Here is a 24,897-nt window from a genome sequence, read left to right as displayed (position 1 = left end):
TAAGCGCAAAACGCTATGAAAATAGTAGCATTTTGCGCGCTGCCCTCGCCTGCGTTTCAGCCGCGCCGCATGTCCAGCCACAGACCCGCACACAGCGCCACGCCCACCGCAAACAGCATCCAGGTCCGCGAAACCGCGTAGGGGTAGAACATGAGCGCCACGCCCCACCAGCGGGTGCGTGGCTGCTGCGCTCTTTTGCCGTGCCAGTAAGCCGCCATGCCGACCAGGCCAAACACGATGGCGCCCGCGATGTAGGCGGGGCTGGGCAGTTCCAGTCCGAGGGATTGCAATGCAGAAAGGGTGTCCATAGGGAATAGGGGCTGTCCAGCGTTGTGGGTGGGGAATGTTGGGGGAGCGCAAGGCGGGTGTGACTCCCGAACCTGGCAAAAGGTCCGTGTCCATCGGCTGCATGCCAGGACATATCTTGGTGCCTGCCTTTCATGGTGGCGTCACAAGGGCGCGGCATCGTGCGGGTTTTGGCTTTATTCCCCATGAACATGTCCCGACTCTCCTTCATCGCCGCCAGTGCAGCCCTGCTGTGCGCCGCCTCTTCTGCAGCCCTGGCCCAGCAGGCCTACCCCGCCACGCTGGCCGGCCACGCGGTGCTGCCCGCCCTGACGATGATTGCCGCCCCCAAGGACGCGCCACACGACCTGCAGTTGGCGGGCAAGTTCACAACACCCCGCCGGGTGGACGCCGTGGGCAGCGTGATGGGCCAGTCCGGAGGCCGCGACACCGGCGTGTCGCTGCCGTTCCAGGGCCAGCCCATTCAGGGCCACTCGGGCATCAAGCGGATGGCTGACGGATCGTTCTGGCTGCTGACCGACAACGGCGCCGGTTCCAAGGCCAACTCGCCGGACTTCATGCTTCACCTGAGCCACTACACCGTGGACTTCAAAAGCGGCCAGTTCAATCGCCTCAAGACCATCTTCCTGCACGACCCCGACAAGAAGGTGCCGTTTCGCATCACCCATGAAGGCACCGACAAGCGCTACCTGACGGGCGCCGACTTCGACCCCGAGAGCTTCCAGTTCGCCGGTGGCGCACTGTGGATCGGCGAAGAGTTCGGCCCCTTCCTCATCAAGGCCGACCTGAACGGCAAAGTGCTGGCCGTGTTCGAGACGCAGGTGGACGGCAAGACCGTGCGCTCGCCCGACGCGCCCGGCGTGCTCATGCCCGGCGCGCCCGACGCCAAGCCCACTGCGTTTGTGGTCAAGCGCTCCAAGGGCTACGAAGGCATGGCTGCCAGCAAGGATGGCAGCAAGCTCTACGCGCTGCTGGAAGGCGCGCTGTGGAACGACGACGCCAAAGCGTATGAAAACGTGGGCGGCAAGCAGTACCTGCGCGTGCTGGAGTTCGATGTGAAGAGCGAGCAATGGACCGGCCGCCACTGGAAGTACGTGATGGAAGCCAACCACCACGCGATTGGCGACTTCAACATGATCGATGGCACGACTGGATTGATCATCGAGCGCGATAACGGTGAAGGCACCGCCGACAAGGCCTGCCCCGCAGACCAAAAACGCACGGACTGCTTCCACGACCTTGCCAAGTTCAAGCGCGTCTACAAGGTCGAAATGAGCGACGCCAACGTGGGCGGCGAGATCCGCAAGGTCGGCTACATCGACCTCATGAACATCCAGGATCCGAAGCGCCTGGCCAAGAAACCATTGAACAACGGCGTGCTGACCTTCCCGTTCTTCACCATCGAGAACGTGGACGTGGTCGATGGCACCCACATCGTCGTGGGCAACGACAACAACCTGCCCTTCAGCAGCAGCCGCGACCCGAACAAGGCGGATGACAACGAGCTGGTGTTGCTGGAAGTGGGCGAACTTCTGCGGGCCAAGTAACCCGGCGTCAACGCGCGGTGGGGGCCGGGTGGCAAAATTCCCGGTTCCCATTCCAACGCACCCGGAAGCCGCGCCACCATGTTCACAGGCATCGTCCAAGCCACGGCAGGCATTGCCGCCATCCACGACCGCGCAGGCCTGCGCACCTTTACGCTCGACTTCCCCCAAGGCTTTTGCCAGGACCTGGCCATTGGCGCCAGCGTATCGACGGACGGCGTGTGCCTGACGGTCACCGAAATCCTTTCGCCCACGCAGGCCAACTTTGATGTGATGCAACAGAGCCTGAACATCACCACGCTGGGCAGTTACGCGCAGGGCGACCGCGTGAACGTGGAGCGCGCGGCCAAGGATGGCGCCGAGATCGGCGGCCACCCGTTGTCGGGCCATGTGGATTTCACCGGCACGCTCATCGAGCGCCGCGAGTTCGACAACAACCTGGTGTGGCGCGTGGCCGTGCCCGAGGCGTTTCGCCGCTACATCTTTGCCAAGGGCTACATCGCCATCCATGGCGCCAGCCTGACGGTGGCCGAGGTGAACCGGCAAGAGGGCTGGTTCGAGATCTGGATGATTCCTGAAACACGCCGCGCCACGGTGTTTGAAGCCAAGCAGGTGGGTGACCGCCTGAACATCGAGATCGAGCGCAGCACCCAGGTCGTGGTGGACACCGTGCGCGAGGCGGTGCAGGAAAGCCTGGGCCGTCTGCAACCAGTGCTGGAGGCGCTGCTGAAAGAAAAGGGCCTGTCGCTCGACGACTTCGTGCAGGCGCCCGTGCTGCCGCACTGATTGAACCAAGCTCACTCATGTCCGTGGTGGTGCGCCCGCTGGCGCTGAGCGATCTGGCCGACCTGCTGGCCGTGCAGCTGGCCTGCTATGGCGAGGGGTTTGTGGAAAGTGGCGAGGTGTTTGCCCGCCGCCTCGCCAGCCCCGCCAATTGCTCGCTGGTGCTGGAGCAGGGCGGCACGGTGTGTGCCTACCTGGCGGCCTACCGCAGCGTGCGCGGCAAGGTCACTCCGCTGCATGGCGACTTTGAAGCCGCCGCCCAGCCCGACACGCTGTACCTACACGACATGGCCGTGCTGCCTGCCCATGCGGGGCAAGGTCTGGCCCACGCGTTGCTGCAGCCCCTGTGGGCGCAGGCCCGCGCAGAAGGGCTGCGGCACAGCGCGCTGGTGTCGGTGCAGGGATCGCAGGCGTACTGGCAGCGGCAGGGGTATGTGTTGCACCCCCTGCAGGACGCCACCCAGCAGGCACGCCTGGCCAGCTATGGCGAAGGCGCTGTGTACATGGCGCGCACGCTGTGGGCTTGGCGTCACCGCCCCTCGTCATAATGCGCGCCATGCCCCACCGCTGGAAACCCAACGTCACCGTGGCCGCCCTCATCGAGCGCGATGGCCGCTTTCTGCTGGTCGAGGAAGAAACCACCGACGGCCTCAAGCTCAACAACCCTGCCGGCCACCTGGACCCGGGCGAATCGCCCATCCAGGCCTGCGCCCGCGAGGTGCTGGAAGAAACCGCGCACGACTTCGAGCCCACGGCGCTGATCGGCGTGTACCTCAACCGCTTCACCAAGACGCGCACGGGCGACGACATCACCTACATGCGCTTTGCGTTTGCGGGCTCGCTGGGCACGCACCACGACTGGCGCACGCTCGACACCGGCATCGTGCGCACGCTGTGGCTCACGGTCGATGAGATCCGCGCCTGCCCCGAGCGCCATCGCAGCCCCCTGCTGCTGCGCTGCCTGGAGGACTACCTGGCGGGCCAGCGGTTTCCGCTGACGCTGGTGCACACCGACATTTCGGTGACCGAACCCTCTGCGCAATAGCGCCGAGGCACCACGCAAAAAAGTTTTTTGGACTGCATGTAACCCGCAGCGTGCGGGGGACGAATTACCAGGCAGAGAGCGCGGCACGGTGCAGCGCGATCTAACCACCTGATTACTCATCCCTTAACGCCTACGGAGTTACCCGCCATGCTGTCCACGAACACCAAGACCACTGCATCTTTCGCCCTGTCTGCCGCGCTGCTGGCACTGGCATCCACCAGCTTTGCAGCCGACGCGCCCAAGGGCTCCAAAGGCGCCGCCATCGGCGCCAACGACAAGGTGCACTGCTACAACGTGCACGACTGCAAGGGCAATAGCGACTGCTCCACGGCCGAGCACAGCTGCAAGGGCCAGAACGCTTGCAAGGGCCACGGCTTCAAGGCCAAGACAGCCGCTCAGTGCCTGATGGAGAAGGGCACCATCGGCGATATCCAGTGAAGCTCCCCCTGAGCGGCTTTGCCGCTCCGTGCGGCCCCCAGAGCGGGCAGCCCTTCGAGGAAGTCCAAGCCTGCGCAGGCAGGCTCGGAGCCGCGCCTCTCAGCCCCTCTCTCGCTGCGTGGGAGGGGGACACCGCCCGCGCGGCGGGGCGGCCCACGCCCACTGCCCGCACGTTGACACTTTGACTTCGACATGTCGCCCACCTCCATCGCCACGCGCGGCACAGGCTTTGGCCTGGGGCTGCGCACGCAGCACTACGCCGATTTCCTGGCGCGTAAGCAGCCACTGGACTGGCTGGAAATCATCACCGACAACTACCTCATCGACGGTGGAAAACCTCTGGCGGTGCTCGATGCCATCCGGCGCGACTACCCCGTGGCCATGCATGGCGTGGCCATGTCCATCGGTGCTTCGCAGGGCGTGGATGTGCCGTATCTGCAGCGCGTGAAGGCGCTGGCTGATCGCATCGAGCCGCTGTGGGTGTCCGACCACTTGTGCTGGACGGGCCCTGGCCCCGAGCAATTGCACGACCTGTATCCCCTGCCCTACACCGACGAATCCGCACGGCATGTCATCGCGCAAATCCGCCGTGCGCAGGATGTGCTGGACCGCAGGCTGGTGCTGGAGAACGTGTCGAGCTACGTCCGCTATCGGCAAGACAGCGCGAGTGAATGGCAGTTTCTGGCCCACATTGCGCAAGAGGCCGACTGCCTGCTGCTGGTGGATGTGAACAACATCTACGTGAGCAGCGTGAACCATGGCTTTGACCCACTGACCTATCTGCATGCCCTGCCCGCGCAGCGGGTGCAGCAGATTCACCTGGCTGGGCACAGCGACAACGGCGACCACATCATCGACACGCACGACCACCCTGTGGCGCAGCCGGTGTGGGACCTGTATGCACAGGCCTGCCAGCGTTTTGGCGCTGTGGCCGCGATGATCGAGCGCGACGACCATATCCCGCCGCTGGCTGAACTGCTGGATGAAATGGCCATTGCCCGCCGCATTGCCGCTGAGCATGTGGCCTCGCCTGTCCCCTCTTTTGTGCCCGTCGCCATCCCCGCCATCACCCTGGACCCCATAGTGGGACCGGCTGGGTTGGCTGTGGTGCAGCGCCACTTTGCCGACCGCGTGCTGGCGAATGCGCTGCCGCCCGAAATGCCCGACGACCTCGTCACAGGTCGCCTGCCCATCTACCACCATGCCTACCGCGCCCGGCTGGCCGATGTGCTGGCCGACACCTATGCCAAGACCTGCCTCTACATGGGGTCAGACACCTTCGAGGCCCATGCGCGCGACTACGCCGTGGCCCATCCGCCGCGCACGCGCAGCCTGAACCGCTATGGCGAAGGCCTGGTGGGCACGCTGCGCGCGGCGTACCCCGACAACCCCGAGTTGCACGAACTGGCCCAGCTCGACTGGGACCTGCGCACCCGCTTTGACAGCGACGATGTGGCGGCCTTGGCGCCCGCAGCAGCCCAGGCGTCGGACACCTGGACTACCCGCCCTCGTGTACTGCACCCCAGCGCCTTGCTGCGCGCGATCACGACGAACGTTGTGGGGGTGTGGAACGCCATCCATACCGACGACGACGTGCCCGAGGCCGTGGCCCTGCCTGCACCGGCCACGCTGCTGGTCTGGCGCAAAGGCCACCAGCCGCACTTTCGCACGCTCGACGCGGCCGAGGCCGCCTGGGTGCAAGCGCTGCACGCCGGTGCCTCGGTGCACGACGCGTGCGCGGCGCTGCTGGGCAGCGGCCTGTGGCAAGGCGACCCCACCGTGCTCGGCGGCTGGCTTGCGCAGTTGCTGGATGATGGGCTGGTGCGAGCGGATGGGCCTGTTGAAGGCTATGTTCCAACGTACTGATGGCTTGCCCACATGCGCACATGCGCACGAGGTCGGGGATATGTTTCGCCCATTCCGCACGGATGGGGAGTGGGCACTATTGATCCACGGAGATCTTGTGGGTCTTCACGATGTTCTTGTAAAAACCGATGCGCTGCTGAATCTCCTTGCGAAACTCTGCGGGCTTCACGGTATCGGGGACCATAGCGCCGCGGTCATTCCATGCCCTTTGTGTTTGCGGATCACGCAACACGGTACGCATCGCTTCGTAGAGCTGCGCAACGATGGATTCCGGCGTTTTTGCAGGTGCGGCAAGACCTGTCCAGGAAGTCAGGTTCAGCTCCGGCAACTTCAGCTCGTCGAAGGTCGGGACATCCGGCAGTTGGGGAGCGCGGATTGGCGATGCCACCGCCAGAGCGCGCAGGCGACCGTTCCGAGCCATGCTGAGGTTGGAGGACAGGTTGTTCCAGGTCATGTGCACCTGGCCCGCCTGCAGGTCTGTCAGCGCCGGGCCAGCGCCCCTGTATGGGATGTGGGTGATGGACAGCCCCAGCTTGGCCTTGAGCAGCTCCATGCTCAGGTACGCCAGCGAGCCATTGCCCGAGGAGGCGTAGTTCAGCTTGCCCGGGTTCTCCTTCACGTATTTCACGAACTCGGCGAAGTTCTTCACGGGCAGGCCGGGGGTGATCAAGAGCACATTGGCCAGGCGATCAATCAGCGTGATGGGGGCGAAGTCATTGACCGCGTCGTAGGGCAGACTGGCCGACAGGGCGGGGTTGATCACATGCGTGGTCTGCGAGGTGACGATCAGCGTGTAGCCATCGGGCTGGGCCTTGGCCACCTGCGTGGTGCCGATGGTGCCGCCAGCGCCCCCTTTGTTTTCCACAATCACGGGCTGCCCCAGCACTCGGCCCAGCCTGTCGGCTATCGCCCGGCCGGAGTTGTCTACGGCGCCTCCGGGCGGAAACGGCACCACCAGTGTGATCGGACGTGTGGGATAGCGGTCGGGCGCCTGGGCCAGTGCCGGCAGGGCAATGGCGCCCGTCACGGCGCTGGTCGATGCGATAAAGCGGCGGCGGTTCATGGGGGTGGGCATGGTGGGTCCTCTTGGTTGAAATCAGGCGTTGTCCAGGCAAGCGCTGCGGATATGGGCGGCCATCTCGTGCAGCAGGTCGGTGATGTCCGCGCGCACGCGGTTAGCGTGTGGCAGCGGCTCCCGCGTCTGCTCGTTCAGGTAGATGGCCCGGTTGATCTCGATCTGCAGGCTTTCATGACCCCGCGAAGGCGCCCCGAACCGGCGCAGCAGCTCCTGGCCTGCGTAGGGGTCGTTGATGGCCACGCAGTAGCCGCGGCGGCGGAAAGCTTCGGCCACGCGCTGGGTGAATGCGCTGCTGCAGCTGCGACCGTTCAGGTCGCCCAGCACCACGTCGGCCAGCGGGCCGGGCGCCACGCGGCCCAGCCGCTCGTAGGCGTTGCTGGGCATGGAATGCAAGTTCAGGTGCCAACGCGGGCCACGCTGGGCGGCGGCCTCCAGTGCCTGCGCCAGCGCATGTTGGTATGGGCGCCAGTAGTGGGTGATGCGGTGCGCAACCTCCTGGGCCGACAGGCGGCGCGCGTAGATGGGCTGGTGCGTGGGGGTGTGGCTGGGAACCAGCCCCATGCCCAGCTCCAGGGTGCGGGCGGTAGGGGCGGTATTGCCGGGCCAGGCATCGGCCAGCATGATGGGGTCGATGTCGTACTCATGGCGGTTCGGGTCGATGTAGCTGCGCGCAAAGGTGGCGTGCACCAGCGTGCCGCCCACACGCGGCACGGCGTCCCACAGCCAGTGCACATGGGTGTCTTCGCACTTGCGCAGATCGGCGGTGGAGACGGCATAGCCAAAGTCGGGCGGATAGTCGGTGCCGCTGTGCGGAGAGTCGCAGACCAAAGGGATGGGGGCATCGGTGGCGGGCCGGAGCACCTGGACGGGCGTGGCGGGAAGAAGGGCTTCGGGTAGCTGCATGGTTCTCGGGGATCAAGGTGGGACAGATGGGCGAAGCGTAGGGAGCCAGGTGCCTGCGGGCAAACGACAATTTGATCTGCGCTGATAACCGGATGTAATCACCACCATGCAGTTCAAGTCCCCCTCACTGCCCGAGTTGCACGCCTTTCTTGCGGTCTGCCAGCTGGGCAGTTTTCGACAGGCGGCGGGTGTGCTGTTCGTGACCCAGGCGGCTGTCAGCCGGGCAGTGCAGCGGCTGGAGCAGCGGCTGGAATGCACGCTGCTGGACCGCTCCGGCCCCCGGGTGCTACCCACCGCACGGGGCCGCGAGTTCCAGCAATTGGTGGAGGCCCATGTGGCAGGCCTGGAGACCGCCGTGAGCCGGTTCGGGGTGCGCGCTTCAAAGCGTCGGCTGCGGGTCAGCGTAGTACCCACCCTGGCCACCCGCTGGCTGGTCCCACGGCTGGGCCAGTTCCACACGCTGCACCCGGACATCGAGATCGAGCTGCGGCCGTTCCACCACGATGAGAGCTTCACGCGCGACGACGTGGACCTGTGGGTCAATGTGAAGCGCCCCGGGCGCACTTGGCCGCGCGGCATCCGTGCACGCTACTTGGCGGGGCGGGAGATCGTGCCCGCTTGCACCCCGGCGCTGGCGGCCAAGCTGCGCCAACCGCGTGATCTGCTCAAGGCAACGCTGCTGCAGCACATCAACTTTCCCGGCAATTGGGCGCTGTGGCTGCAAAAGGCCGCAGGGATAGACGTAGCCCCCGTACTGGGCCCGGGGTTTGATCTGGGCAACAACCTGATCGTTGCAGCCTGTGCGGGCATGGGGGTCACGGTGATCCAGCCCATGCTGATCGAAGCCGAACTGGCGTCGGGCCAGCTGGTGTTGCCCTTCAGCCCGGCCGTGAACACGGACCGGGGCTATTACCTGTGCAGCCGTGCAGCACTGGCCGAGAACGAAGCGGTCGCGCAGTTCACACGCTGGCTGCTGGGTGAGGCCCAGGCCAGCGGCGGACGGGCCGGCTTTTCAGCACGCGGCAGCGCGGCGCGCAAGGAGATGGCCTGACCTGCATGGGGCAGCGGGGGCACCGCTTTGCCGCAGAGGCCAGCTCAGTCCGCCGTGAGCTTGCGCTCCTTGATGATGGCAGCCCACTGGGTCGACTCCTTCTTCATGAAGGTGGAGAGTTCCGCGCGTGAGGTGGGCTGGGGCGTCAGGCCGTGCTTGTTCAGTGCGTCCTTCACGGCCGGGTCGTTGAGCACCTTGACGATCTCCTGGTTCCAGCGCTCCAGCAGCGGCACCGGCGTTTTGCCCGGCGCCACAAACGCATACCAGTTGAGCGCCTCAAAGCCCGGAAAGCCCGATTCCGCCACGGTGGGGATATTGGGCAGATAGGCTGGCCGCGTGAGACCCGTGGTGGCCAGCGGGATCAGCCTGCCCGTTTCGATGTGCGGCAGGGCCGTGGGTGGGGCTGCAAAGTAGGAGGTGATGCGCTCGCCCAGCAAATCCTGCAAGGCGGGTGCCCCACCTTTGTAGGGCACGTGGGTCATGTCGATGGCCGCCCGCTGGTTGAACAGCTCGCCTGCCAGGTGCGATGCCGAGCCCGCGCCCGTGGAGGCAAAGTCAACGCTGCCAGGCTTCTTCTTGGACAGCTGCACAAACTCTGCCAGCGTCTTTGCGCCTGCAGCCTTGTGCACGACCAGCACGTTGGGGAAGTTCACGCCGCCTGAGATCGCCGCCAGGTCCTTGAACGGGTCATAGGTGAGTTTCATCAAGTGCGGCGCAATGGTGAGCGGGCCCACCGAGCCGAACAGCAGCACCGTGCCGTCGGGTGCCGCATTGGCCACGAACTGGTGGGCGATATTGCCGCCTGCGCCGCCCTTGTTGTCCACCACCACCGACTGGCCGATGTTCTCACCCAGCTTCTTGGCAATCAGTCGCGCCGCCGCGTCGGCTGCACCGCCTGCGGCAAAGCCCACGACGAGCGTGACGGGCTTCTTGGGCGGAAAGTCTTGCGCAGCAGCGCCGAACGCCAGGGGGGCGGTCGCCAGCGCCAGGGCGCAGTGCAGCAGGGTGCGTTTTTTCATGGGTGTCTCCTTCATCGTGGGTGGTGTATGGATCGTTGGCTCAGTCGGCGCTCAAACCGATGGGGTGGGGCTGGCGCTTTTCCACCGCGTGGCGCAGCAGCGAAGCGGTTCGGAAAATGCCGTGCGCAAACTTGCCGTAGGGCATGGTGGCGAACAGCGCCATCACCGCGCCCAAGTGCAGGCACAGCAGCAGCGGCAGGGCAGCGCTTCCGCGTGCCCCCCACAGCGCCAGGCCGCTGGTGGCGGTGAGGAACAGCAGGGCGATGAAGGCGCGGTCCATGGGCTTTTGCGCGGCGTCGCCGTGTTGTGGGTGGCGGCGCAGGTTCAGCCGCCACAGGCCGGCCGTGCCAATCGCCAGGCTGATGCCGCCCACGCCGCCCAGCAGCTTCGGCAAACTGGGCAGGTCGTACGGTGCAGGCAAGGCCGGCAGGTAGTGGTACAGCGTGGCCACGCTGGTGGCCGCAAAACACAGCATGAATCCGTAGAACGTGAGGTGGTGCATGCGCCTGCGCGACAAGGTGTAGGCGTCGTCCTCGTTGTGGCAACCGTCGCCATGGCCGCCGTCCAGGTACTTGAGGCGCAGCACGGCATCGGTGGCCTCGGCCGTGGCGGGCGCGCTCAGCGGCGCGCCGCTGGTGGCAGGTGTGATATCGCGCCAGAAGCGGCGCACGCCCAGGCCCAGCGCCAGCACGGTGAACAGGAACACCGGCGCGAACAGGCCCACCAGCAGGTTGTGCGGGAAGATGCCGTAGAAGCCGCCCACGGGCGCGTGCCACAGCGCCGCCAGCCCTTGCCCGTGCAGCGCCACGGCCAGCAGCAGGAACAGCGTGAGCCCGGCCACCAGCGCCAGCGCCAACGTGAGGCCGTTGCGCTGGTAGAGCTGGCCCAGAGCGGGTGGCCAGGCGTAGTCGGCGTAGGTCTGGCCACGCACCTGGGCCATGGCCTGCGGAATGTTCACCGCAAATTCGTGCGGCGGTGCGTACTGGCAGGCGTGCAAGCAGGCGCCGCAGTTGTGGCACAGGTTGGCAATGAAATGGATATCGGCCTTGCCAAATTCCAGCCGCCGTGTCATGGCCGGGAACACGGCGCAAAAGCCTTCGCAGTAGCGGCAGGCGTTGCAGATCTGCAGCTGGCGGGCAACCTCGGTTTCGGGGGCTGACAGCACGACGTCGCCGTTCGCCAGCGCGCAGGCGTCGCGTGCCAGGGCCTCAAGCGTTTGCATGATTTGCTCCTGAATTGATAGCTATTGTGGCAATGCCATCAGGCGGTAAGGCCTGTTTTGATGCCAAAGAGGCGCGCGCCGCTTGTGTGCCCGCGATGCGACCGAACGCGGTGCCAATGCTCATGCCCACACCGGCCGTGTAGCCCTTGCCCAACACGTTGCCCGCCATCATTTCGCCCGCCACAAACAGGTTGGGGCTGGGCACGTTGCCAAAGCGCACGGCGGCGGTGTCGTCGGTGTGCAGGCCGAGGTACGTGAAGGTGACGCCGGGCTTGAGCGCGTATCCGTAGAAAGGGCCGGTGTCGATGGGCCGCGCCCAGTGCGTCTTGGCGGGTGCCATGCCTTCGGTGTGGCAGTCGTCCAGCGTGGTGTGGTCGAACGTGCCCACGCGGCAGGCGGCGTTGTAGGCGTTAAGCGTGCGCATGAAGGTGTCTACGGGCAGGCCGAGCTTTTGCGCCAGCTCGACCAGGGTGTCGGCCTTCACGCCCGGGAACACGGGCGGCATGAAGCGGCCGATGGCCTTGCTGTCGATGATGGAATAGCCGATCTGCCCCGGCTGCTGCGCCACCAGGCGGCCCCAGATGGCATAGCGCTTGGGCCAGAAGTCCTCGCCCTCGTCGTAGAAACGCTCGCCGTTGCGGTTGACCACCACGCCCAGCGACACGCAGTCGATGCGCGTGCAGATGCCGCCGTCGTACAGAGGCGCGCGCGCGTCGATGGCCACCATGTGCGCCTGCGTGGGGTCGCCGATGCGCTCGGCGCCGTGGTCGTCGAGCAGGTGCCGGAGCAACACGCCCTTGTTGTAGGCCGTGCCGCGGATCAGGAAGTTGTCGGCCGGCCACTCGCCGCGCTCGTTCTGGCCCCAGGCCTCGCGCAGCCACTCGCGGTTCGACTCAAAGCCGCCTGCCGCCAGCACGCAGCTTTTGGCGGTGATGCGCTCGCCGTTCACCAGGTTTGCGGCGATGAAGCGGCGGCCGTCCATCTCGATGCGCTCCACGGGCGCTTCGTAGCGGATCTGCACGCCCAGCTGCTCCGCGCTGCGGTAGTACGCATTGACCAGCGCCTTGCCGCCACCCATGAAGAACGCGTTGGTGCGCGCCACATGGAGCGTGCCCGCCAGCGCGGGCTGGAAGTGCACACCGTGGCGGCGCATCCAGGGCCGGCAGGTGCTCGACTCGCGGATCACCAGGCGCGCCAGGTGTTCGTTGGTCAGCCCGCCCGTCACCTTGAGCAGGTCCTGCCAGAATTCTTCCTCGGGGTAGGCATCGACCAGCACGTCCTGCGGCGTGTCGTGCATGCAGCGCAGGTTGCGCGTGTGGGCGGAATTGCCGCCGCGCCAGGCGCGCGGGGCCGATTCGAGCAGCAGCACGCTGGCACCGGCCTCGCGTGCCATCAGGGCGGCGCACAGGGCGGCGTTGCCGCCGCCGATGACCAGCACATCGACCACAGCATCGCTGCTCATGGCTGGTGGCTCCCGGTCATGCGCGGTGCGCGGGGGAATGAAGAAGGGGGTGTGGGGCCCATGGGGTGTCTCCTGGCGCGGTCGCCGTGTCGTTCATCGGGGTGATGGCGACTGTAGGGAGACACGGGCCCGCCGTGCAGCGGGTTCAGGTCATGGGGGTATCACGGATCGTGATGGCTGCGATGAGGCCCGGCGGGTGTTACGCCTGGCTCTTCCACCGCACCGAAGGCGGTGTCCCCCTTCCCATCGCGCAGCGATGAGAGAAGGGGGAAGCGGCGCAGCAGCTCAGGGGGATGTGCCTATCCATGTCGTGCCAAACCACTGACCGGTAGTGACCAGTTCGCGCACGCAATCCGTCAGCACCACCCGCGCGGCCAGGGCGGCGGGCGAGAGCTCTTCGTCGGGCAGGCTACACAGCAGGTTGACGCGGCGCGCGGGCGCATCGGTGAGGCGTGCGCACTGAAAGCGCTCGGCCGCATCGGGGTAGCGGCCCATGGCGGCCCAGGGCTGCACGGTGGAGCCCAGGCCCGCGTCCACGGCGGCCATCACCATGGCGAGCGAGTCCACCTCCAGCACCACGTGTGGCGCCACGCGGTCGCGGGCAAAGGCCGTGTCCAGGGTGCTGCGCAGGCCGTGTGGGCCGGTGGGCAGGATCAGCGGTTCTTGCACCAGCTCGGCGACGGTGATGGTTTCCGGCAGCTGCCGGCCGCGGGAGTTGCCGGGGCCCTCCCCTCGGTCACGGGCGCAGATGAGGAACAGGTCTTCCTCCAGCAGCGGCGCCATGTCCCAGCGGCGCGCGCCCGTGGCCTGTTGTGCCTGGTGCAGGCGTGTGTCGAACAGCACGGCCAGGTCCAGCTCGCGCGCATGCAGCATGGCCGTGAGGTGGCCCGACATGCTCTCCACCATGTGCAGCCGCACGTCGGGGTAGCGTGTGCGCATGGCCTGCATCAGCGGCAGGCCCAGCACGCCCGAGGTGGTGGGCGCCAGCCCCACGGTGACGGTGCCCGATAGCCGCGCCTGCTGCGCCGCGCGCACGGCCTGGTCGGCATGGCGCAGGGTGAGCTGCGCCTCGCGAAAGAACGCCAGCCCCGCCTCGGTGGGGGTCACGCCGCGCGGTGTGCGCTGCAGCAGGCGCGTGGCCAGCTCGCTCTCCAGCCGGGTGATTTGCTGGCTCAGCGCGGACTGCACCACGTCCAGGTCCAGCGCGGCGCGGCTCATGGAGCCTTGCTCCACCACACGCACGAAATAGCGCAGTTGTCTCAGTTCCATGGGCGGGCCTCAGGGTGCATGGCGTGACTCGGATGCAGGGCGGTCAACAGGGTGGTGGAATTGCAGGGGAAGCATTGGTTTGAAGCCAAATTGCCATCTGGCACTGGTCCATGCATCGCTGAGGGCTATCATTTTTATAGTAATTGCTTCGGTGGCGTTCGCGGCGTGGGCTGGCTGGCATCGTCCGTCTGCGGCTTGCCAGAGTGTGCCGCAGACCCGCTCAGATGCCATTGGGCAGGTGCGCCGCCAGCGCCTCGCGCATCCAGCGTGCGATGAGCTGCTGGCGTTCGCGGGGCATGCGGTCCACGGTCGATGCCACGCTGATCGCTGCCATGGGGTCGCCCGCCGCGTTGCGCACGGCCATGCCAGCCGCCAGCACGCCCTGCGTGGCATGGTTGCCCACCACTGACCAGCCGCGCTCGCGTGTGGCGCGCACGAGGATCTGCAGGCGCTCGGGCGTCATGCCGCCGTAGCGCGGCAGCTCCTGCGCGTTGGCGGCGATGCAGGCCTGCATTTCGGCATCGGGCAGCGCGGCCAGCAGCGCCAGGCCCGCAGCGCCCACGCCCAGCGGCTGGCGCGTGCCCACCTGGATCACCAGAATCTGCACCGGGTGCGTTCCCACATGGCGTGCAATGCAGTGCGAGGTGGGGCCTTCGCGCACGATGGCAAAGGCGGCGTCGCCACAGGCGCGGCTCACGCGTTCCAGCACGGGGGCCAGGCGCACGGCCAGATTGGGCTGGCCCGGGGGCTCGGCAAGGGCGGCCAGGCGCGGGCCCGCCACATAGCGAAAGCGCCCACGCTGCGCCACATAGCCGCTCTCCATCAGCGTGGCGAGCAGCCGGTACACGGGGGCCCGCTCCAGCGCGGCGGCGCGGCACAGGTCCACCACGCGCGCGCCTTCGCGGCCATGGGCCAGAACGGCGTCCAGCACCTGCAGGCCGCGCCGCAGCGTGCGGCTGCCGTGGTCGTCGGCCGGTTCGTCTGCCGTGTGCGCACTCACACGTTCGTCCGGCAGCCGGACGTTTGAATTCGCAGGTCGGGAGGGCATGGGAAAGAATTTGTTCGTCAACGCCACCAGTGCGCAGTGTGCCGCAGGGCACCCAGCAGACGTCAAGACGGCATTTTTCCAAGAACCAACGGAGACAGACACCATGAGCCCACACACCCCCGCCGCGCTGGGTCAGCGCAAAGCTTCGCCATCCCTGCCACGCCGTGCCCTGCTGGCGCTGGTCGCCACCCTGGCCTGCGGCGCCGCCATGCCATTGCAGGCCCAGCCCAATGCCTCGGGCTGGCCCGCCAAGCCGGTCAAGCTGGTGGTGGGCTATGCAGCGGGCGGCGCCACGGACGTGATTGCGCGCCTGGTGGCCGTCAAGCTCGGCGACCAGCTGGGCCAGCCGGTGGTGGTGGACAACCGCGCCGGGGCCAACAGCAACGTGGGCGCCGAGGCCGTGGCGCGCGCGCCGGCCGATGGCTACACGCTGTACGTCTACACCATCGCCAACACCATCAACGCCACGCTGTACCCCAAGCTGGGCTACGACCCGGTCAAGGACTTCGAGCCCATCGGCATGATCGCCAAGATTCCGAACATCCTGGTGGTCAACCCCAAGCTGCCCATCAAGAACCTGGCCGACTACGTGCGCTACGCCAAGGATTCCAAGGACGGCATCACGTTTGCGTCGTCGGGCAGCGGCTCGTCCATCCACCTCTCGGGCGAGATGTTCAAGATGCAGTCCAAGCTCAAGATGCTGCACGTGCCCTACCGGGGCAGCGCACCCGCCGTCACCGACCTGCTGGGCGGCCAGGTGGATTCGATGTTCGACAACACGCCGTCGGCCCTGCCGCATGTGCAGGCGGGCAAGCTGCGCGCCATTGCCATCACCAGCGCCCAGCGCTCGTCCCTGCTGCCGGACGTGCCCACGCTGGCCGAGTCGGGCTACACGGGCTTTGATGTGCAGTCGTGGTTCGGCCTGGCCGCACCGGCGAGCACGCCGCGCGCCGTGATCGAGCAGGTCAACGCGGCCCTGAACAAGGTGCTGGCCCAGCCCGAGGTGCGCACGCGCCTGCAGGAGCTGGCCGCCACGCCCGATGGTGGCACCCCCGACAAGATGCGCCAGTTTGCCGCCGCCGAGATCAAGCGCTGGCGCGAAGTGGTGAAAGAGTCGGGCGCATCCGCAGAGTGACAGATCACCCACACAACCTCACCTCTTTCATGTTCCCCATCGACTTCTTCTGGCGGGCCGCCCAGCGCTGGCCCGACCGCATCGCCATCGACGCGCCCGAGGGCGCCATCCGCTACGACGCGCTGGCCGCCCGCGTGGCCGCGCTCGCGGCGGGCTTCATCACCATCGACCCCACCCCCCAAAGCCGCGTGGGCATCTGCGCGGGCAACAGCGCCGACCACATCGCCGCGCTGCTGGCCGTGCTGGCCTGCGGCAAGGTGTGGGTGCCGCTCAACCCCAAGAGCACCCGGCCCGAGATCCGCCGCATCATCGACGCCACCGAGCTCACCCTGCTGGTGCTGGACGCCGCGTGCGCCGACCTGCTCGAAGGCGCGCCCGGCGCCCGCGTGCTGACTGGGGCGCCGGCCACCGAGGACGCCACCACGCTGGCCAGCCTGGCCGCTGCGCACGCTGGCGCACCCCGCCCGCAGCTGGACCTGCCGGACGACGCCACCCAGGCCATCAAGTTCACTGGCGGCACCACGGGCGCACCCAAGGGCGTGATGCAGCCCTACCGCGCGTGGATGGCCAACATCACCAACCAGATCCACGCCTGGGGCTTTGACGAGCACGAGCGCTACATCGTGGCCGCACCCATCACACACGGCACCTCCACGTACATCCTGCCTATCCTGGCGCAGGGTGGCTGCCACGTGGTGCTGGCCGGCGCGGGCGCCGAGGCGGTGCGCACGGCCTTCCGCGAGCGCGGCGGCACCGTGTGCTTCATGCCGCCCACGCTGGTCTACATGCTGATGGCGCTGCCTGGCGCCTCCCGCGCGGACTTTCCGCGCCTGCGCCGGCTCATCTACGGCGGTGCCCCTATGCCGCCCGACAAGATCCGCCAGGTGCGCGAGTTCTTCGGCCCGGTGCTGGGCACCACCTACGGCCAGACCGAGGCGCCGCAGATCCTCACCGTGCTGTGCCCCGAGGATTTCGAGGACGAGCGCAATCTGGCCTCGGTGGGCCGCACCACCTGGTTCAGCGACGTGGCCATCATGGCGCCCGATGGCCGCCCGCTGCCTCCGGGCGAAGTGGGCGAGGTGGTGGCGCGCGGCGACCTGCTGATGACCGGCTACTGGCGCCTGCCCGAGAAGACGGCCGAGACCCTGGTGAACGGCTGGCTGCACACCGGCGACCGGGGCCTGATCGACGAGCGGGGGTTTCTCTACCTCAAGGACCGGCTCAAGGACATGGTGATCACCGGCGGCTTCAACGTCTACCCCGTGGACGTGGAGAACGCGCTGGGCCAGCATCCTGCGGTGCACGAATGCACCGTGTTCGGACTGCCCGACGACAAATGGGGCGAGACCGTGCAGGCCGCCGTGCAGTTGCGTGCAGGCGAAGCGGCGAGCGAGGCCGAGCTGATCGCCTTTGTGCGCGAACGCCTGGGCCCGGTGCAGACCCCCAAGCGCATCCACTTTCACGAGAGCCTGCCGCGCTCGCCCGTGGGCAAGGTGCTCAAGTCTGCCGTGCGCGATGCGGCACTGGACAAGCTGGCCGGTACGGCCACTGTCTGAACGAAGGAACCCATTTCATGACCCACCCTGCTTCCAAGAACCCCGTCACCCGCCTGTGCACCCACACCCTCACCAGCCTGCATTACCGCGATGCGGACCTGGTCGAGGACCTGATGGGGAAGAAGACCTTCACTGAGGTGATGCTGATGCAGATCCTGGGCCGCACCCCGCGCGGCGTGGACCTGCGCATCACCGACGTGGTGCTCATCGTGCTCATGGAGCATGGCCTCACGCCCAGCGCCATTGCCACGCGGCTCATCTACATGAGCGCGCCCGAGAACCTGCAGGGCGCCGTGAGCGCGGGCCTGCTGGCCGTGGGCAGCTCCTTTGTGGGCACCATGGAGAACTGCTCGGGCCTGCTCGACCGCATTGCAGCGGCGCAGGACCCTGAGGCGGAAGCGCTCACCATTGCGCGCCACTACAAGGGCCTCAAATCCCCCGTGCCCGGCTTTGGCCACCACCTGCACAAGCCCGTGGACCCGCGGGCCTACAAGCTGCTCGAAATGGGCCGCGCCGAGCCCGAGCTGCAGGGCGACAAGATCCGTGCGCTGGAGACGCTGTCCAAGGCCGTGGATGAGGTGGCTGGCCGCCCCATCACCATCAACGCCACCGGCGCGGTGGCCGCGCTGCTGGGCGAGATCGGCGTGCCCACAGCTGTGATGCGCGGCTTTGCCGTGATCTCGCGTGCGGCCGGGCTGGTGGCGCACATCGTGGAAGAGCAGCAAAGCCCCTCGGGCCGCTTCATCTGGGATACGGTGGAGCATGCGATTCCGTTCGTCGGCGGCAGTGCTGGCCAGGGCGCGGACGCATGAGCGCACCGCCAGACCATCCACCCGCCCTGCCGCTGGACCTGTCGGGCCGCGTGGTGTTTGTGGCCGGGGGCGGTTCTGCCGGCCCGGGCTGGAGCATTGGCCGCGCCGCCTGCGTGACCTACGCGCGCCTGGGTGCCAGCGTGTGTGTGGCGGATCGCGACGCAGCCTCGGCCGAAGAAACCACGGCGCTCATCCACGCCGAGGGCGGAACGGCCGCCACGCTGGTGGGTGACGTGGCGGACGCGGCCGATGTGCAGCGCCTGTTTGCCGAGGCGCGCGAGCGCTTTGGCGGCGCCATCGACGTGCTGCACCACAACGTGGGCATCGGCAAGACCGGCGGCCCGCTGGAAACCAGCACCGAAGACTTCGACCGCATCCATTCGGTCAACGTGAACAGCCTGTTGCTGGCCTGCCAGCAGGTGCTGCCCGCCATGGTGGAGCGCGGGCGGGGTTCCATCATTGCGATCTCGTCCATCGCGGGCATGCGCTACCTCGGCTACCCGCACCTGGCCTATGGCGTGACCAAGGCGGCCGTCACCCACTTCACACGCATGGTGGCGCAGCAGTACGCGGGCCAGGGCGTGCGCGCCAACACGGTGGTGCCCGGGCTCATCGACACGCCGCGCATTGCCACCACGGTGGCGAAGATGTTCTCGGACACCAGCCTCGACGAGGCCCGCGCCGCGCGCGCCCGGCAGGTGCCCATGGGCCGCATGGGCACGGCGTGGGATGTGGCGCATGCCTGCGCCTTCCTTGCCAGCGATGCCGCCGCCTACGTGACCGGCACCGAGCTGGTGGTGGACGGGGGCATCACCGGCAAGTTCGTGTAAGGCAGGTTCAGAACGTATGCACCACACCGGCGGAGATGCCGGTGGCCGTGGCCTTGTTCGCCGCGCCCTGGAAGCCGTTGCGCCAGCGGGTGTTGTCCAGCTCGGCATACACCTTGGTGCGGCGCGAGAGCTTGTACTCGGCAAACGCCACCAGGCGGCCGTAGCCGTCGTCGGCGGCGCCCGTGCGGGTGCGGTCCACCTTGTAGTAGGCAGCCGTCAGATCGAACAGGGGCGTGACGGACCAGGTCGCGCCTGCCGAGAACACGCGCTGCACCGTGTGTTTGCCGACCGCTGTCTCGGCCTCGCTGCGTGCCGCGTTGGCCGCCAGGCGCACGGTGTTCCATTGGTAGGCCGCGCCCAGGGTGGCTCCGTCCAGGGTGCGCTGATTCGTGTCCTTGAAGGTCTGGAATGCGCCCGACAGTGTGACGCCGCTGGCCGCATAGGCCATGCCGACCCCGCGCGACGACAGGGCCGATGTCTTTCCAGCCACTTCACCCGTGCCCAACATCGCCCGTGCGGTGAGGCCGCCAAATCGCGCTGTGTACTTGATCGCGTTGTCCAGCCGGTAAGAGCCTGACGTGGACCCCGCACTGCCGAACTCGATGCCCAGGCCATGCTGGCTGAGCGCGGCCACGCCGATGCTGGGGTTGAAGCTGGCAAAGCGCATGCCCAGCGGGTCCACGGGCGAGATGGCATCCGCCAGTGTGGTGGTCTGGCGGCCCAGGGCCAGCGTGCCCCATCCGCCCTCCAGACCGACCCAGGATGCGCGATCAAAGGTCTTGCTGGCATTGGCAGAAGCGCCGGTGTCGGCGTTCAGTCCGCTCTCGAACTGGAACAGCGCCTTGGCACCGCCCCCCAGGTCTTCGCTGCCGCGAAGCCCCCAGCGGCTGGTGGTGTGTATGCCGCTGCCCAGGCTGTGCGACGAACCTGGGGCTGCCGCATTGGCCGCCGTGAGGCCGCTGCCGTGGCGCAGCCCCAGGTCCACGGTTCCATACAGCGTGACGCCGCTGGTTTGTGCCGCGATGCAGCTGCTGGCCAGTGCGGCACAAAGCGCACCGATGTTGCCTATTCTTTTTCTCATAGATGTCTCCTGCCTGATTGAAATCTGAAAGGGGTGCGAGGGTATTTCTGGGGGCTCAATCGGGGGTGAGCTGGGCTTTGTGCACGACGCCCTTCCACTTGGCGATCTCCTGGCGTACGGTCAGGGCCAATTGCTCGGGCGTGCTGGGGTCCACCACGGCGCCTTGTTCTTCAATGCGCCGTACCACGTCCTTGTCCGCCAGGGCGATGTTGAGAGCTTTGTTGAGCTGATCGACGACGGGCTTGGGCGTTTTGCCGGGCGCAAACAGGGCGTACCACTGCGTGATCTCGACGCCTTTCACGCCCGCCTCTTCCAGCGTGGGCACATCGGGCAACAGCGATGAACGCTTGGGGCCTGCCAGCGCCAGGGCGCGCAGCTTGCCGTTCTTGACGTGGGGGTAGGCTGAGAACAGGCTGGGGAACATGACCTGGGTCTGCCCGGCCATGGTGTCATTCATCGCGGGCGCGGCACCCCGGTAGGGCACGTGGGCCATTTGCGCACCGCTTTCCAGCTTGAAAATTTCGGCGGAGAAGTGCGGGGCTGTGCCGTTGCCGGCCGAGGCGTAGTTGAAGTCCTGGGGCTTGGCTTTGGTCAACGCCACCAGCTCGCCCACCGACTTGGCTGGCACCTTGGGGTGAACCACCATGAGCGTGGGCGAGTAGCTCACCATGCCAATGGGCTCGAACTGCGTGATGGGGTCGTAGCGCAGCTTTTGCAGCGCAGGGCTCATGCCGTGGGTGCCGATGTAGCCAAAAAGAATCGTGTGACCATCGGGCGCCGCGCGGGCCACAAACTCCGCCGCAATGGCACCGTTGGCGCCCGCCTTGTTCTCCACAATGACCTGTTGCCCCAGCAGGGTGGACAGCTTGAGCGCCACCACGCGCGCCATGCCGTCGTTGCCACCGCCAGCGGCGGTCGGCACCACGAGCGTGATGGGCTTGTCGGGATAGGCCGCATGTGCCAGGGAGGGGATCATTTGCACAGCGGCAGCGAGGGCCGCCACGGTGATCAGGGTGCGGCGTGCGCGCGATGGCGCAAAGTGTTGGCGAATCATTTTTTTGTCTCCTGTCATCCAAAGGGTTGGGGTGTGAAATCAGTGGGTGAATGCGTTTTCTGAAACGAACAGCGTGCCCTCCAGAATCTTTCGCGCGGTGCGGACCAGCGCGGCCTGCACCAGCTTGAATTGGCCGTCCACTTCGGTGAGTTCCACGTCCACATGAATGCGGCCGGCGGGGTGCAGCACTTCCACACGGCGTGTGCCTGCAATGGCGTGCTGCAGGGAGTCGGTGATCACCGTGCCTGGCAGCACGTGGGCAGCAGCCACGCCAATCGCACCGGTCACGGCGTGTGAGCGGTGGCAGCGGTGGGGTGTGAAATAGCGCGAGACGACGCTGCCCGGTTGATCGCCCGCAGACACGATCACGGGCTTGGGCAGCACGCTGTTCGATACGTCGCCCATGCCCATGCGCAGACCGGCTTCGCACCGCAATGCTTCCAGCCTGGACAGCAGCTCGGCATTGGCATCCAGCTCCGCAGGGCTCTCGTTGCCGCACAGGCCGAGGTCCGCTGCCCGCACGAGCACCATCACCTGGGCGGCATCGATACAGGTGACCTGCAGGCCGTGGATGGTGTCGATGCGCTGGCCGGTCGGGAAAATCTGGCCCGTGACGGCGCCCCAGGCGTCCAGGAAGTTCATCAGCACCGGTGCCGCAGTGCCCTGCACGCCGTCAATATGCACATCGCCGTCGTAGTGCACCCGTCCGCCAGCGGTACACACCTGCACATCAATGCGTGAACGGGTGTTGACGTTGTAGACCCGTACTGTGGTGGTGTTTCCATGGCCGGAAGCGGGCACCAGCCCCTGCTCGATGGCAAAAGGCCCCACGCCCGCCAGCATGTTGCCGCAGTTGGGCCGCGTGTCCACGCGGGCCTCTTCCACACTGACTTGGGCGAAGAGGTAGTCCACATCGCAGTCGGCATGTGCCGACCTGGAAACGATCGCCACCTTGCTGGTCAGCGAGTTTCCTCCGCCCAGGCCGTCAATCTGCAATTCATGCGGCGAGCCCAGCGCGGCGATCAGGGTGCGGTCGCGCGCCGCAGGGTCTTGCGGCAGCCAGTCGGCCAGGAAGAACGGCCCCCGGGAAGTGCCGCCACGCATCAGAACGCAAGGAAGGTTGTAGCTCATGGGTCGGCATGGTGCGACGCTTCATCTGTTCTGTGAATTGCATTGTTGACAATGATTGATGCATGCAGCGCAATAGGCTATGAGCCCTTGTACATGGTGAAATCACGTTCGTGAATTGCAATGTTCTGATCGTTTGATGCGTGCTGCGCAACAGCGAAACGTCTTGAAAGCCCATGCCCATGAACAACAAATTCGATCTTGCTGACATCCAGGCCTTTGCCGCGGTGGCTGAGCTGCAGAGCTTTCGTGCTGCGGCCGAGGCGATCCACTTGTCGCAGCCTGCCTTCAGCCGTCGCATCGACAAGCTCGAAGAAGCGCTGGGCGTGCGCCTGCTTGACCGCACCACGCGCCGTGTCACGCTCACGGCCGTGGGCCGTGACTTTGCGCGCAAGACCCGCGTGTGGCTGGATGACCTGGACGGCATGCTGATGGGCCTGGGCGACGTGGCCGCGCGCCGCATGGGCGAGGTGACGATTGCCTGCGTGCCGTCGGCCGTGTATTACTTCTTGCCGCAGGTGGTCAAGCGCTACCACGAGCGGTTTCCGAAAATCCGCGTCAAGGTGCACGACGCCAGCGCCAACGAGGTGCTGGTGGCCGTGGCGCAGGGCGATGCCGACTTTGGCCTCAATTTCATCGGCAGCCAGGAGGCCGAGATCGAGTTCAAGCCCGTGCTGGCCGAGCGCTTCGTAGCCGCCTGCCGGCGCGACCATGTGCTGGCGCGGCGCAAGAAGGTCACCTGGGCAGAGCTGGGCCAGCACGACTTCATGTCGGTGGGCAAGACCTCGGGAAACCGTCTGTTGATGGACCTGGCGCTGGCCAACGTGCCCGACCGCCCCCAGTGCCTGTACGAGGCCAAGCACGTGACCACGCTGCTCGGCCTGGTGGAGGCGGGCCTGGGCGTGGCTGCCGTGCCCAGCCTGGCCATGCCGGGCAAGGACCATCCCACGCTGGTGAGCATTCCGCTGATCGAGCCCGTGGTGACGCGCCAGATGGGGCTGATCAAACGCAGGGGCAAATCGCTGTCGCCCGCTGCGCAGCAGCTCTATGACCTGCTGGTGGCTACGCGTTCTGTGCGTCCACGCAGTGCTGCCACGGCGCAAAAAATACAATCGGGGCAATGACTGCCAATACCAAACCGCCCAAACAACGTGTTGTCGTGGGCCTTTCGGGCGGAGTGGACTCTGCCGTGACCGCCCACCTGCTCAAGCAACAGGGCCACGAAGTCGTCGGCATCTTCATGAAGAACTGGGAAGATGACGACGACAGCGAATACTGCTCGTCCAACATCGACTTCGTGGACGCCGCCGCCGTGGCCGATGTGATCGGCATCGAGATCGAACACGTCAACTTCGCAGCCGACTACAAGGACCGCGTCTTTGCCGAGTTCTTGCGTGAGTACCAAGCGGGCCGCACGCCCAACCCAGACGTGTTGTGCAACGCCGAGATCAAGTTCAAGGCTTTTCTGGACCATGCCATGCGCCTGGGCGCGGAGAAGATCGCCACGGGGCACTACGCCCGCGTGCGTCAGAACCCATCCTCCGGCCTGTTCGAGCTGCTCAAGGGGCTGGATCCCTCCAAGGACCAGAGCTACTTTCTGCACCGCCTGAACCAGGCGCAGCTGTCCAAGACGCTGTTCCCGGTGGGCGAGTTGCACAAGACCGAGGTGCGCCGGATCGCCGAGGAGATTGGCCTGCCCAATGCCAAGAAGAAGGATTCCACGGGCATCTGCTTCATTGGCGAGCGGCCGTTCCGCGAGTTCCTGAACCGTTACATCAGCCATGAGCCCGGCCCCATCCTGGACGACCGGGGCCGCAAGCTGGGCCAGCATGTGGGCTTGTCGTTCTACACCTTGGGCCAGCGCCAGGGCCTGGGCATCGGCGGAATCAAGGAGAAGGGCGCACAACGTGGCGGCGGCGAGCATGCGCCCTGGTTTGTGGCCCGCAAGGACCTGGCCAGGAACACGCTGCGCGTGGTGCAGGGGCACGACCACCCCTGGCTGCTGTCCTCCGCCCTGGAGGCGCAAGATGCCAGCTGGACGTCCGGCCACCCCCCTGTGCCGGGGAACTATGCCGCCAAGACCCGCTACCGGCAGCAGGACGCCGCGTGCACCGTCGTCAGCGCGGACGGCGCGGGTTTTCAGCTGCGTTTCCCACAGGCGCAGTGGGCGGTGACGCCGGGACAGAGTGCGGTCTTGTACGACGGGGAGGTCTGCCTCGGGGGCGGGGTCATTTTTGGTGCGACAGACTGAAACATCTGGGGCACAT

General features: G+C 66.7%; 24 protein-coding genes. 13 read left to right on the top strand and 11 right to left on the bottom strand.

What is annotated here, in order from left to right; all coding sequences use genetic code 11:
- Window positions 1-56: 56 nt before the first annotated feature.
- On the bottom strand, window positions 57-308 hold the full coding sequence (locus tag NFX52_RS08135) for a hypothetical protein (RefSeq protein WP_055398048.1): 252 nt from the start codon (window positions 306-308) through the stop codon (window positions 57-59).
- A 189-nt stretch (window positions 309-497) separates the two neighbouring features.
- Between NFX52_RS08135 and NFX52_RS08130 the strand changes: the two genes are divergently transcribed.
- The 6 genes from NFX52_RS08130 (at window position 498) to bufB (ending at window position 5,982) form a co-directional block, all read left to right on the top strand.
- Window positions 498-1,853 (top strand): esterase-like activity of phytase family protein, encoded by a 1,356-nt coding sequence (locus NFX52_RS08130; RefSeq protein ID WP_055398050.1) that lies wholly within the window; start codon window positions 498-500, stop codon window positions 1,851-1,853.
- Between the two features lie 78 nt (window positions 1,854-1,931).
- On the top strand, window positions 1,932-2,636 hold the full coding sequence (locus NFX52_RS08125; RefSeq protein WP_055398051.1) for a riboflavin synthase: 705 nt from the start codon (window positions 1,932-1,934) through the stop codon (window positions 2,634-2,636).
- Between the two features lie 17 nt (window positions 2,637-2,653).
- A complete protein-coding gene (locus NFX52_RS08120) occupies window positions 2,654-3,181 on the top strand; it encodes a GNAT family N-acetyltransferase (RefSeq protein WP_055398052.1) in 528 nt (175 codons plus the stop codon).
- Window positions 3,182-3,189: 8 nt separating this feature from the next.
- Window positions 3,190-3,678: an NUDIX hydrolase gene (locus NFX52_RS08115; RefSeq protein WP_055398070.1), complete on the top strand. Its 489-nt coding sequence runs from the start codon at window positions 3,190-3,192 to the stop codon at window positions 3,676-3,678.
- A 147-nt stretch (window positions 3,679-3,825) separates the two neighbouring features.
- Window positions 3,826-4,116 (top strand): BufA2 family periplasmic bufferin-type metallophore, encoded by a 291-nt coding sequence (gene bufA2, locus NFX52_RS08110; protein ID WP_202907168.1) that lies wholly within the window; start codon window positions 3,826-3,828, stop codon window positions 4,114-4,116.
- 192 nt (window positions 4,117-4,308) lie between these two features.
- Window positions 4,309-5,982, top strand: a complete 1,674-nt coding sequence (gene bufB, locus NFX52_RS08105) for an MNIO family bufferin maturase (protein WP_162239768.1) — start codon at window positions 4,309-4,311, stop codon at window positions 5,980-5,982.
- A gap of 76 nt (window positions 5,983-6,058) precedes the next feature.
- Here the strand turns inward: bufB and NFX52_RS08100 are convergent, their stop codons facing one another.
- A complete protein-coding gene (locus tag NFX52_RS08100) occupies window positions 6,059-7,057 on the bottom strand; it encodes a Bug family tripartite tricarboxylate transporter substrate binding protein (RefSeq protein WP_055398053.1) in 999 nt (332 codons plus the stop codon).
- A 21-nt stretch (window positions 7,058-7,078) separates the two neighbouring features.
- Entirely contained in the window at window positions 7,079-7,963 is an 885-nt protein-coding gene (locus NFX52_RS08095) for an N-formylglutamate amidohydrolase (protein WP_055398054.1), read from the bottom strand.
- 106 nt (window positions 7,964-8,069) lie between these two features.
- On the opposite strand from NFX52_RS08095, the gene NFX52_RS08090 reads away from it, so the two are divergent.
- Window positions 8,070-9,014 carry a LysR substrate-binding domain-containing protein gene (locus NFX52_RS08090; RefSeq protein WP_055398055.1) on the top strand — a complete coding sequence of 315 codons (945 nt, stop codon included), beginning with the start codon at window positions 8,070-8,072 and terminating at the stop codon, window positions 9,012-9,014.
- Between the two features lie 44 nt (window positions 9,015-9,058).
- On the opposite strand, the gene NFX52_RS08085 is transcribed toward NFX52_RS08090, so the two are convergent.
- The 5 genes from NFX52_RS08085 to NFX52_RS08065 all read right to left on the bottom strand — a co-directional run bounded on the left by NFX52_RS08085 (window position 9,059) and on the right by NFX52_RS08065 (window position 15,034).
- Complete coding sequence (locus NFX52_RS08085) at window positions 9,059-10,033, bottom strand: Bug family tripartite tricarboxylate transporter substrate binding protein (protein ID WP_055398056.1); 975 nt, start codon at window positions 10,031-10,033, stop codon at window positions 9,059-9,061.
- A gap of 40 nt (window positions 10,034-10,073) precedes the next feature.
- Window positions 10,074-11,255: a tricarballylate utilization 4Fe-4S protein TcuB gene (gene tcuB, locus NFX52_RS08080; protein WP_055398057.1), complete on the bottom strand. Its 1,182-nt coding sequence runs from the start codon at window positions 11,253-11,255 to the stop codon at window positions 10,074-10,076.
- Complete coding sequence (gene tcuA, locus NFX52_RS08075) at window positions 11,242-12,717, bottom strand: FAD-dependent tricarballylate dehydrogenase TcuA (protein ID WP_055398058.1); 1,476 nt, start codon at window positions 12,715-12,717, stop codon at window positions 11,242-11,244. The genes tcuB and tcuA overlap by 14 nt, the downstream gene beginning before the upstream one ends.
- 285 nt (window positions 12,718-13,002) lie before the next feature.
- Complete coding sequence (locus tag NFX52_RS08070) at window positions 13,003-13,986, bottom strand: LysR family transcriptional regulator (protein WP_055398060.1); 984 nt, start codon at window positions 13,984-13,986, stop codon at window positions 13,003-13,005.
- Window positions 13,987-14,206: 220 nt separating this feature from the next.
- Complete coding sequence (locus NFX52_RS08065; protein ID WP_055398061.1) at window positions 14,207-15,034, bottom strand: IclR family transcriptional regulator; 828 nt, start codon at window positions 15,032-15,034, stop codon at window positions 14,207-14,209.
- Between the two features lie 103 nt (window positions 15,035-15,137).
- Here NFX52_RS08065 and NFX52_RS08060 point away from each other — a divergent pair, with 103 nt between their 5' ends.
- The 4 genes from NFX52_RS08060 to NFX52_RS08045 are packed head-to-tail and all read left to right on the top strand — an operon-like array spanning window position 15,138 to window position 19,367.
- On the top strand, window positions 15,138-16,169 hold the full coding sequence (locus NFX52_RS08060; protein WP_156358710.1) for a tripartite tricarboxylate transporter substrate binding protein: 1,032 nt from the start codon (window positions 15,138-15,140) through the stop codon (window positions 16,167-16,169).
- Between the two features lie 29 nt (window positions 16,170-16,198).
- Window positions 16,199-17,725: a class I adenylate-forming enzyme family protein gene (locus NFX52_RS08055; RefSeq protein WP_055398062.1), complete on the top strand. Its 1,527-nt coding sequence runs from the start codon at window positions 16,199-16,201 to the stop codon at window positions 17,723-17,725.
- A gap of 17 nt (window positions 17,726-17,742) precedes the next feature.
- Window positions 17,743-18,537, top strand: a complete 795-nt coding sequence (locus NFX52_RS08050) for a citryl-CoA lyase (protein WP_055398063.1) — start codon at window positions 17,743-17,745, stop codon at window positions 18,535-18,537.
- Window positions 18,534-19,367: an SDR family NAD(P)-dependent oxidoreductase gene (locus tag NFX52_RS08045; protein ID WP_055398064.1), complete on the top strand. Its 834-nt coding sequence runs from the start codon at window positions 18,534-18,536 to the stop codon at window positions 19,365-19,367. Before NFX52_RS08050 ends, NFX52_RS08045 begins: the two co-directional genes overlap by 4 nt.
- Window positions 19,368-19,374: 7 nt before the next feature.
- On the opposite strand, the gene NFX52_RS08040 is transcribed toward NFX52_RS08045, so the two are convergent.
- From NFX52_RS08040 to NFX52_RS08030, 3 genes are all read right to left on the bottom strand, one after another.
- The gene (locus tag NFX52_RS08040) at window positions 19,375-20,448 is read right to left on the bottom strand and encodes a porin (RefSeq protein ID WP_156358711.1); all 1,074 of its coding nucleotides are present in this window, start codon (window positions 20,446-20,448) and stop codon (window positions 19,375-19,377) included.
- Between the two features lie 55 nt (window positions 20,449-20,503).
- Window positions 20,504-21,424 (bottom strand): Bug family tripartite tricarboxylate transporter substrate binding protein, encoded by a 921-nt coding sequence (locus NFX52_RS08035; protein ID WP_156358713.1) that lies wholly within the window; start codon window positions 21,422-21,424, stop codon window positions 20,504-20,506.
- A gap of 117 nt (window positions 21,425-21,541) precedes the next feature.
- Complete coding sequence (locus NFX52_RS08030; protein WP_055398067.1) at window positions 21,542-22,633, bottom strand: 4-oxalomesaconate tautomerase; 1,092 nt, start codon at window positions 22,631-22,633, stop codon at window positions 21,542-21,544.
- Between the two features lie 179 nt (window positions 22,634-22,812).
- Between NFX52_RS08030 and NFX52_RS08025 the strand changes: the two genes are divergently transcribed.
- Window positions 22,813-23,754 (top strand): LysR family transcriptional regulator, encoded by a 942-nt coding sequence (locus NFX52_RS08025; protein ID WP_055398073.1) that lies wholly within the window; start codon window positions 22,813-22,815, stop codon window positions 23,752-23,754.
- On the top strand, window positions 23,751-24,881 hold the full coding sequence (gene mnmA / locus NFX52_RS08020; protein ID WP_055398068.1) for a tRNA 2-thiouridine(34) synthase MnmA: 1,131 nt from the start codon (window positions 23,751-23,753) through the stop codon (window positions 24,879-24,881). The genes NFX52_RS08025 and mnmA overlap by 4 nt, the downstream gene beginning before the upstream one ends.
- Window positions 24,882-24,897 lie beyond the last annotated feature (16 nt).

Origin of the sequence: Acidovorax facilis, from assembly GCF_023913775.1 — a bacterium.
Lineage (GTDB): Bacteria > Pseudomonadota > Gammaproteobacteria > Burkholderiales > Burkholderiaceae_C > Acidovorax > Acidovorax facilis.
This window is presented reverse-complemented; position numbering and strand designations above follow the sequence as displayed.

Excerpts from the sequence above, each read along its gene's own strand:
- NFX52_RS08055 (WP_055398062.1), top strand. The coding sequence starts at position 16,199 with ATGTTCCCCATCGACTTCTTCTGGCGGGCCGCCCAGCGCTGGCCCGAC.
- NFX52_RS08095 (WP_055398054.1), bottom strand. The coding sequence starts at position 7,963 with ATGCAGCTACCCGAAGCCCTTCTTCCCGCCACGCCCGTCCAGGTGCTC.
- NFX52_RS08070 (WP_055398060.1), bottom strand. The coding sequence starts at position 13,986 with ATGGAACTGAGACAACTGCGCTATTTCGTGCGTGTGGTGGAGCAAGGC.
- NFX52_RS08135 (WP_055398048.1), bottom strand. The coding sequence starts at position 308 with ATGGACACCCTTTCTGCATTGCAATCCCTCGGACTGGAACTGCCCAGC.
- NFX52_RS08090 (WP_055398055.1), top strand. The coding sequence starts at position 8,070 with ATGCAGTTCAAGTCCCCCTCACTGCCCGAGTTGCACGCCTTTCTTGCG.
- NFX52_RS08120 (WP_055398052.1), top strand. The coding sequence starts at position 2,654 with ATGTCCGTGGTGGTGCGCCCGCTGGCGCTGAGCGATCTGGCCGACCTG.
- NFX52_RS08115 (WP_055398070.1), top strand. The coding sequence starts at position 3,190 with ATGCCCCACCGCTGGAAACCCAACGTCACCGTGGCCGCCCTCATCGAG.
- NFX52_RS08065 (WP_055398061.1), bottom strand. The coding sequence starts at position 15,034 with ATGCCCTCCCGACCTGCGAATTCAAACGTCCGGCTGCCGGACGAACGT.
- tcuA (WP_055398058.1), bottom strand. The coding sequence starts at position 12,717 with ATGAGCAGCGATGCTGTGGTCGATGTGCTGGTCATCGGCGGCGGCAAC.
- NFX52_RS08130 (WP_055398050.1), top strand. The coding sequence starts at position 498 with ATGTCCCGACTCTCCTTCATCGCCGCCAGTGCAGCCCTGCTGTGCGCC.
- NFX52_RS08045 (WP_055398064.1), top strand. The coding sequence starts at position 18,534 with ATGAGCGCACCGCCAGACCATCCACCCGCCCTGCCGCTGGACCTGTCG.
- NFX52_RS08125 (WP_055398051.1), top strand. The coding sequence starts at position 1,932 with ATGTTCACAGGCATCGTCCAAGCCACGGCAGGCATTGCCGCCATCCAC.
- NFX52_RS08030 (WP_055398067.1), bottom strand. The coding sequence starts at position 22,633 with ATGAGCTACAACCTTCCTTGCGTTCTGATGCGTGGCGGCACTTCCCGG.
- NFX52_RS08025 (WP_055398073.1), top strand. The coding sequence starts at position 22,813 with ATGAACAACAAATTCGATCTTGCTGACATCCAGGCCTTTGCCGCGGTG.
- bufB (WP_162239768.1), top strand. The coding sequence starts at position 4,309 with ATGTCGCCCACCTCCATCGCCACGCGCGGCACAGGCTTTGGCCTGGGG.
- NFX52_RS08040 (WP_156358711.1), bottom strand. The coding sequence starts at position 20,448 with ATGAGAAAAAGAATAGGCAACATCGGTGCGCTTTGTGCCGCACTGGCC.
- NFX52_RS08035 (WP_156358713.1), bottom strand. The coding sequence starts at position 21,424 with ATGATCCCCTCCCTGGCACATGCGGCCTATCCCGACAAGCCCATCACG.
- mnmA (WP_055398068.1), top strand. The coding sequence starts at position 23,751 with ATGACTGCCAATACCAAACCGCCCAAACAACGTGTTGTCGTGGGCCTT.
- NFX52_RS08060 (WP_156358710.1), top strand. The coding sequence starts at position 15,138 with ATGAGCCCACACACCCCCGCCGCGCTGGGTCAGCGCAAAGCTTCGCCA.
- tcuB (WP_055398057.1), bottom strand. The coding sequence starts at position 11,255 with ATGCAAACGCTTGAGGCCCTGGCACGCGACGCCTGCGCGCTGGCGAAC.
- NFX52_RS08085 (WP_055398056.1), bottom strand. The coding sequence starts at position 10,033 with ATGAAAAAACGCACCCTGCTGCACTGCGCCCTGGCGCTGGCGACCGCC.
- NFX52_RS08100 (WP_055398053.1), bottom strand. The coding sequence starts at position 7,057 with ATGCCCACCCCCATGAACCGCCGCCGCTTTATCGCATCGACCAGCGCC.
- bufA2 (WP_202907168.1), top strand. The coding sequence starts at position 3,826 with ATGCTGTCCACGAACACCAAGACCACTGCATCTTTCGCCCTGTCTGCC.
- NFX52_RS08050 (WP_055398063.1), top strand. The coding sequence starts at position 17,743 with ATGACCCACCCTGCTTCCAAGAACCCCGTCACCCGCCTGTGCACCCAC.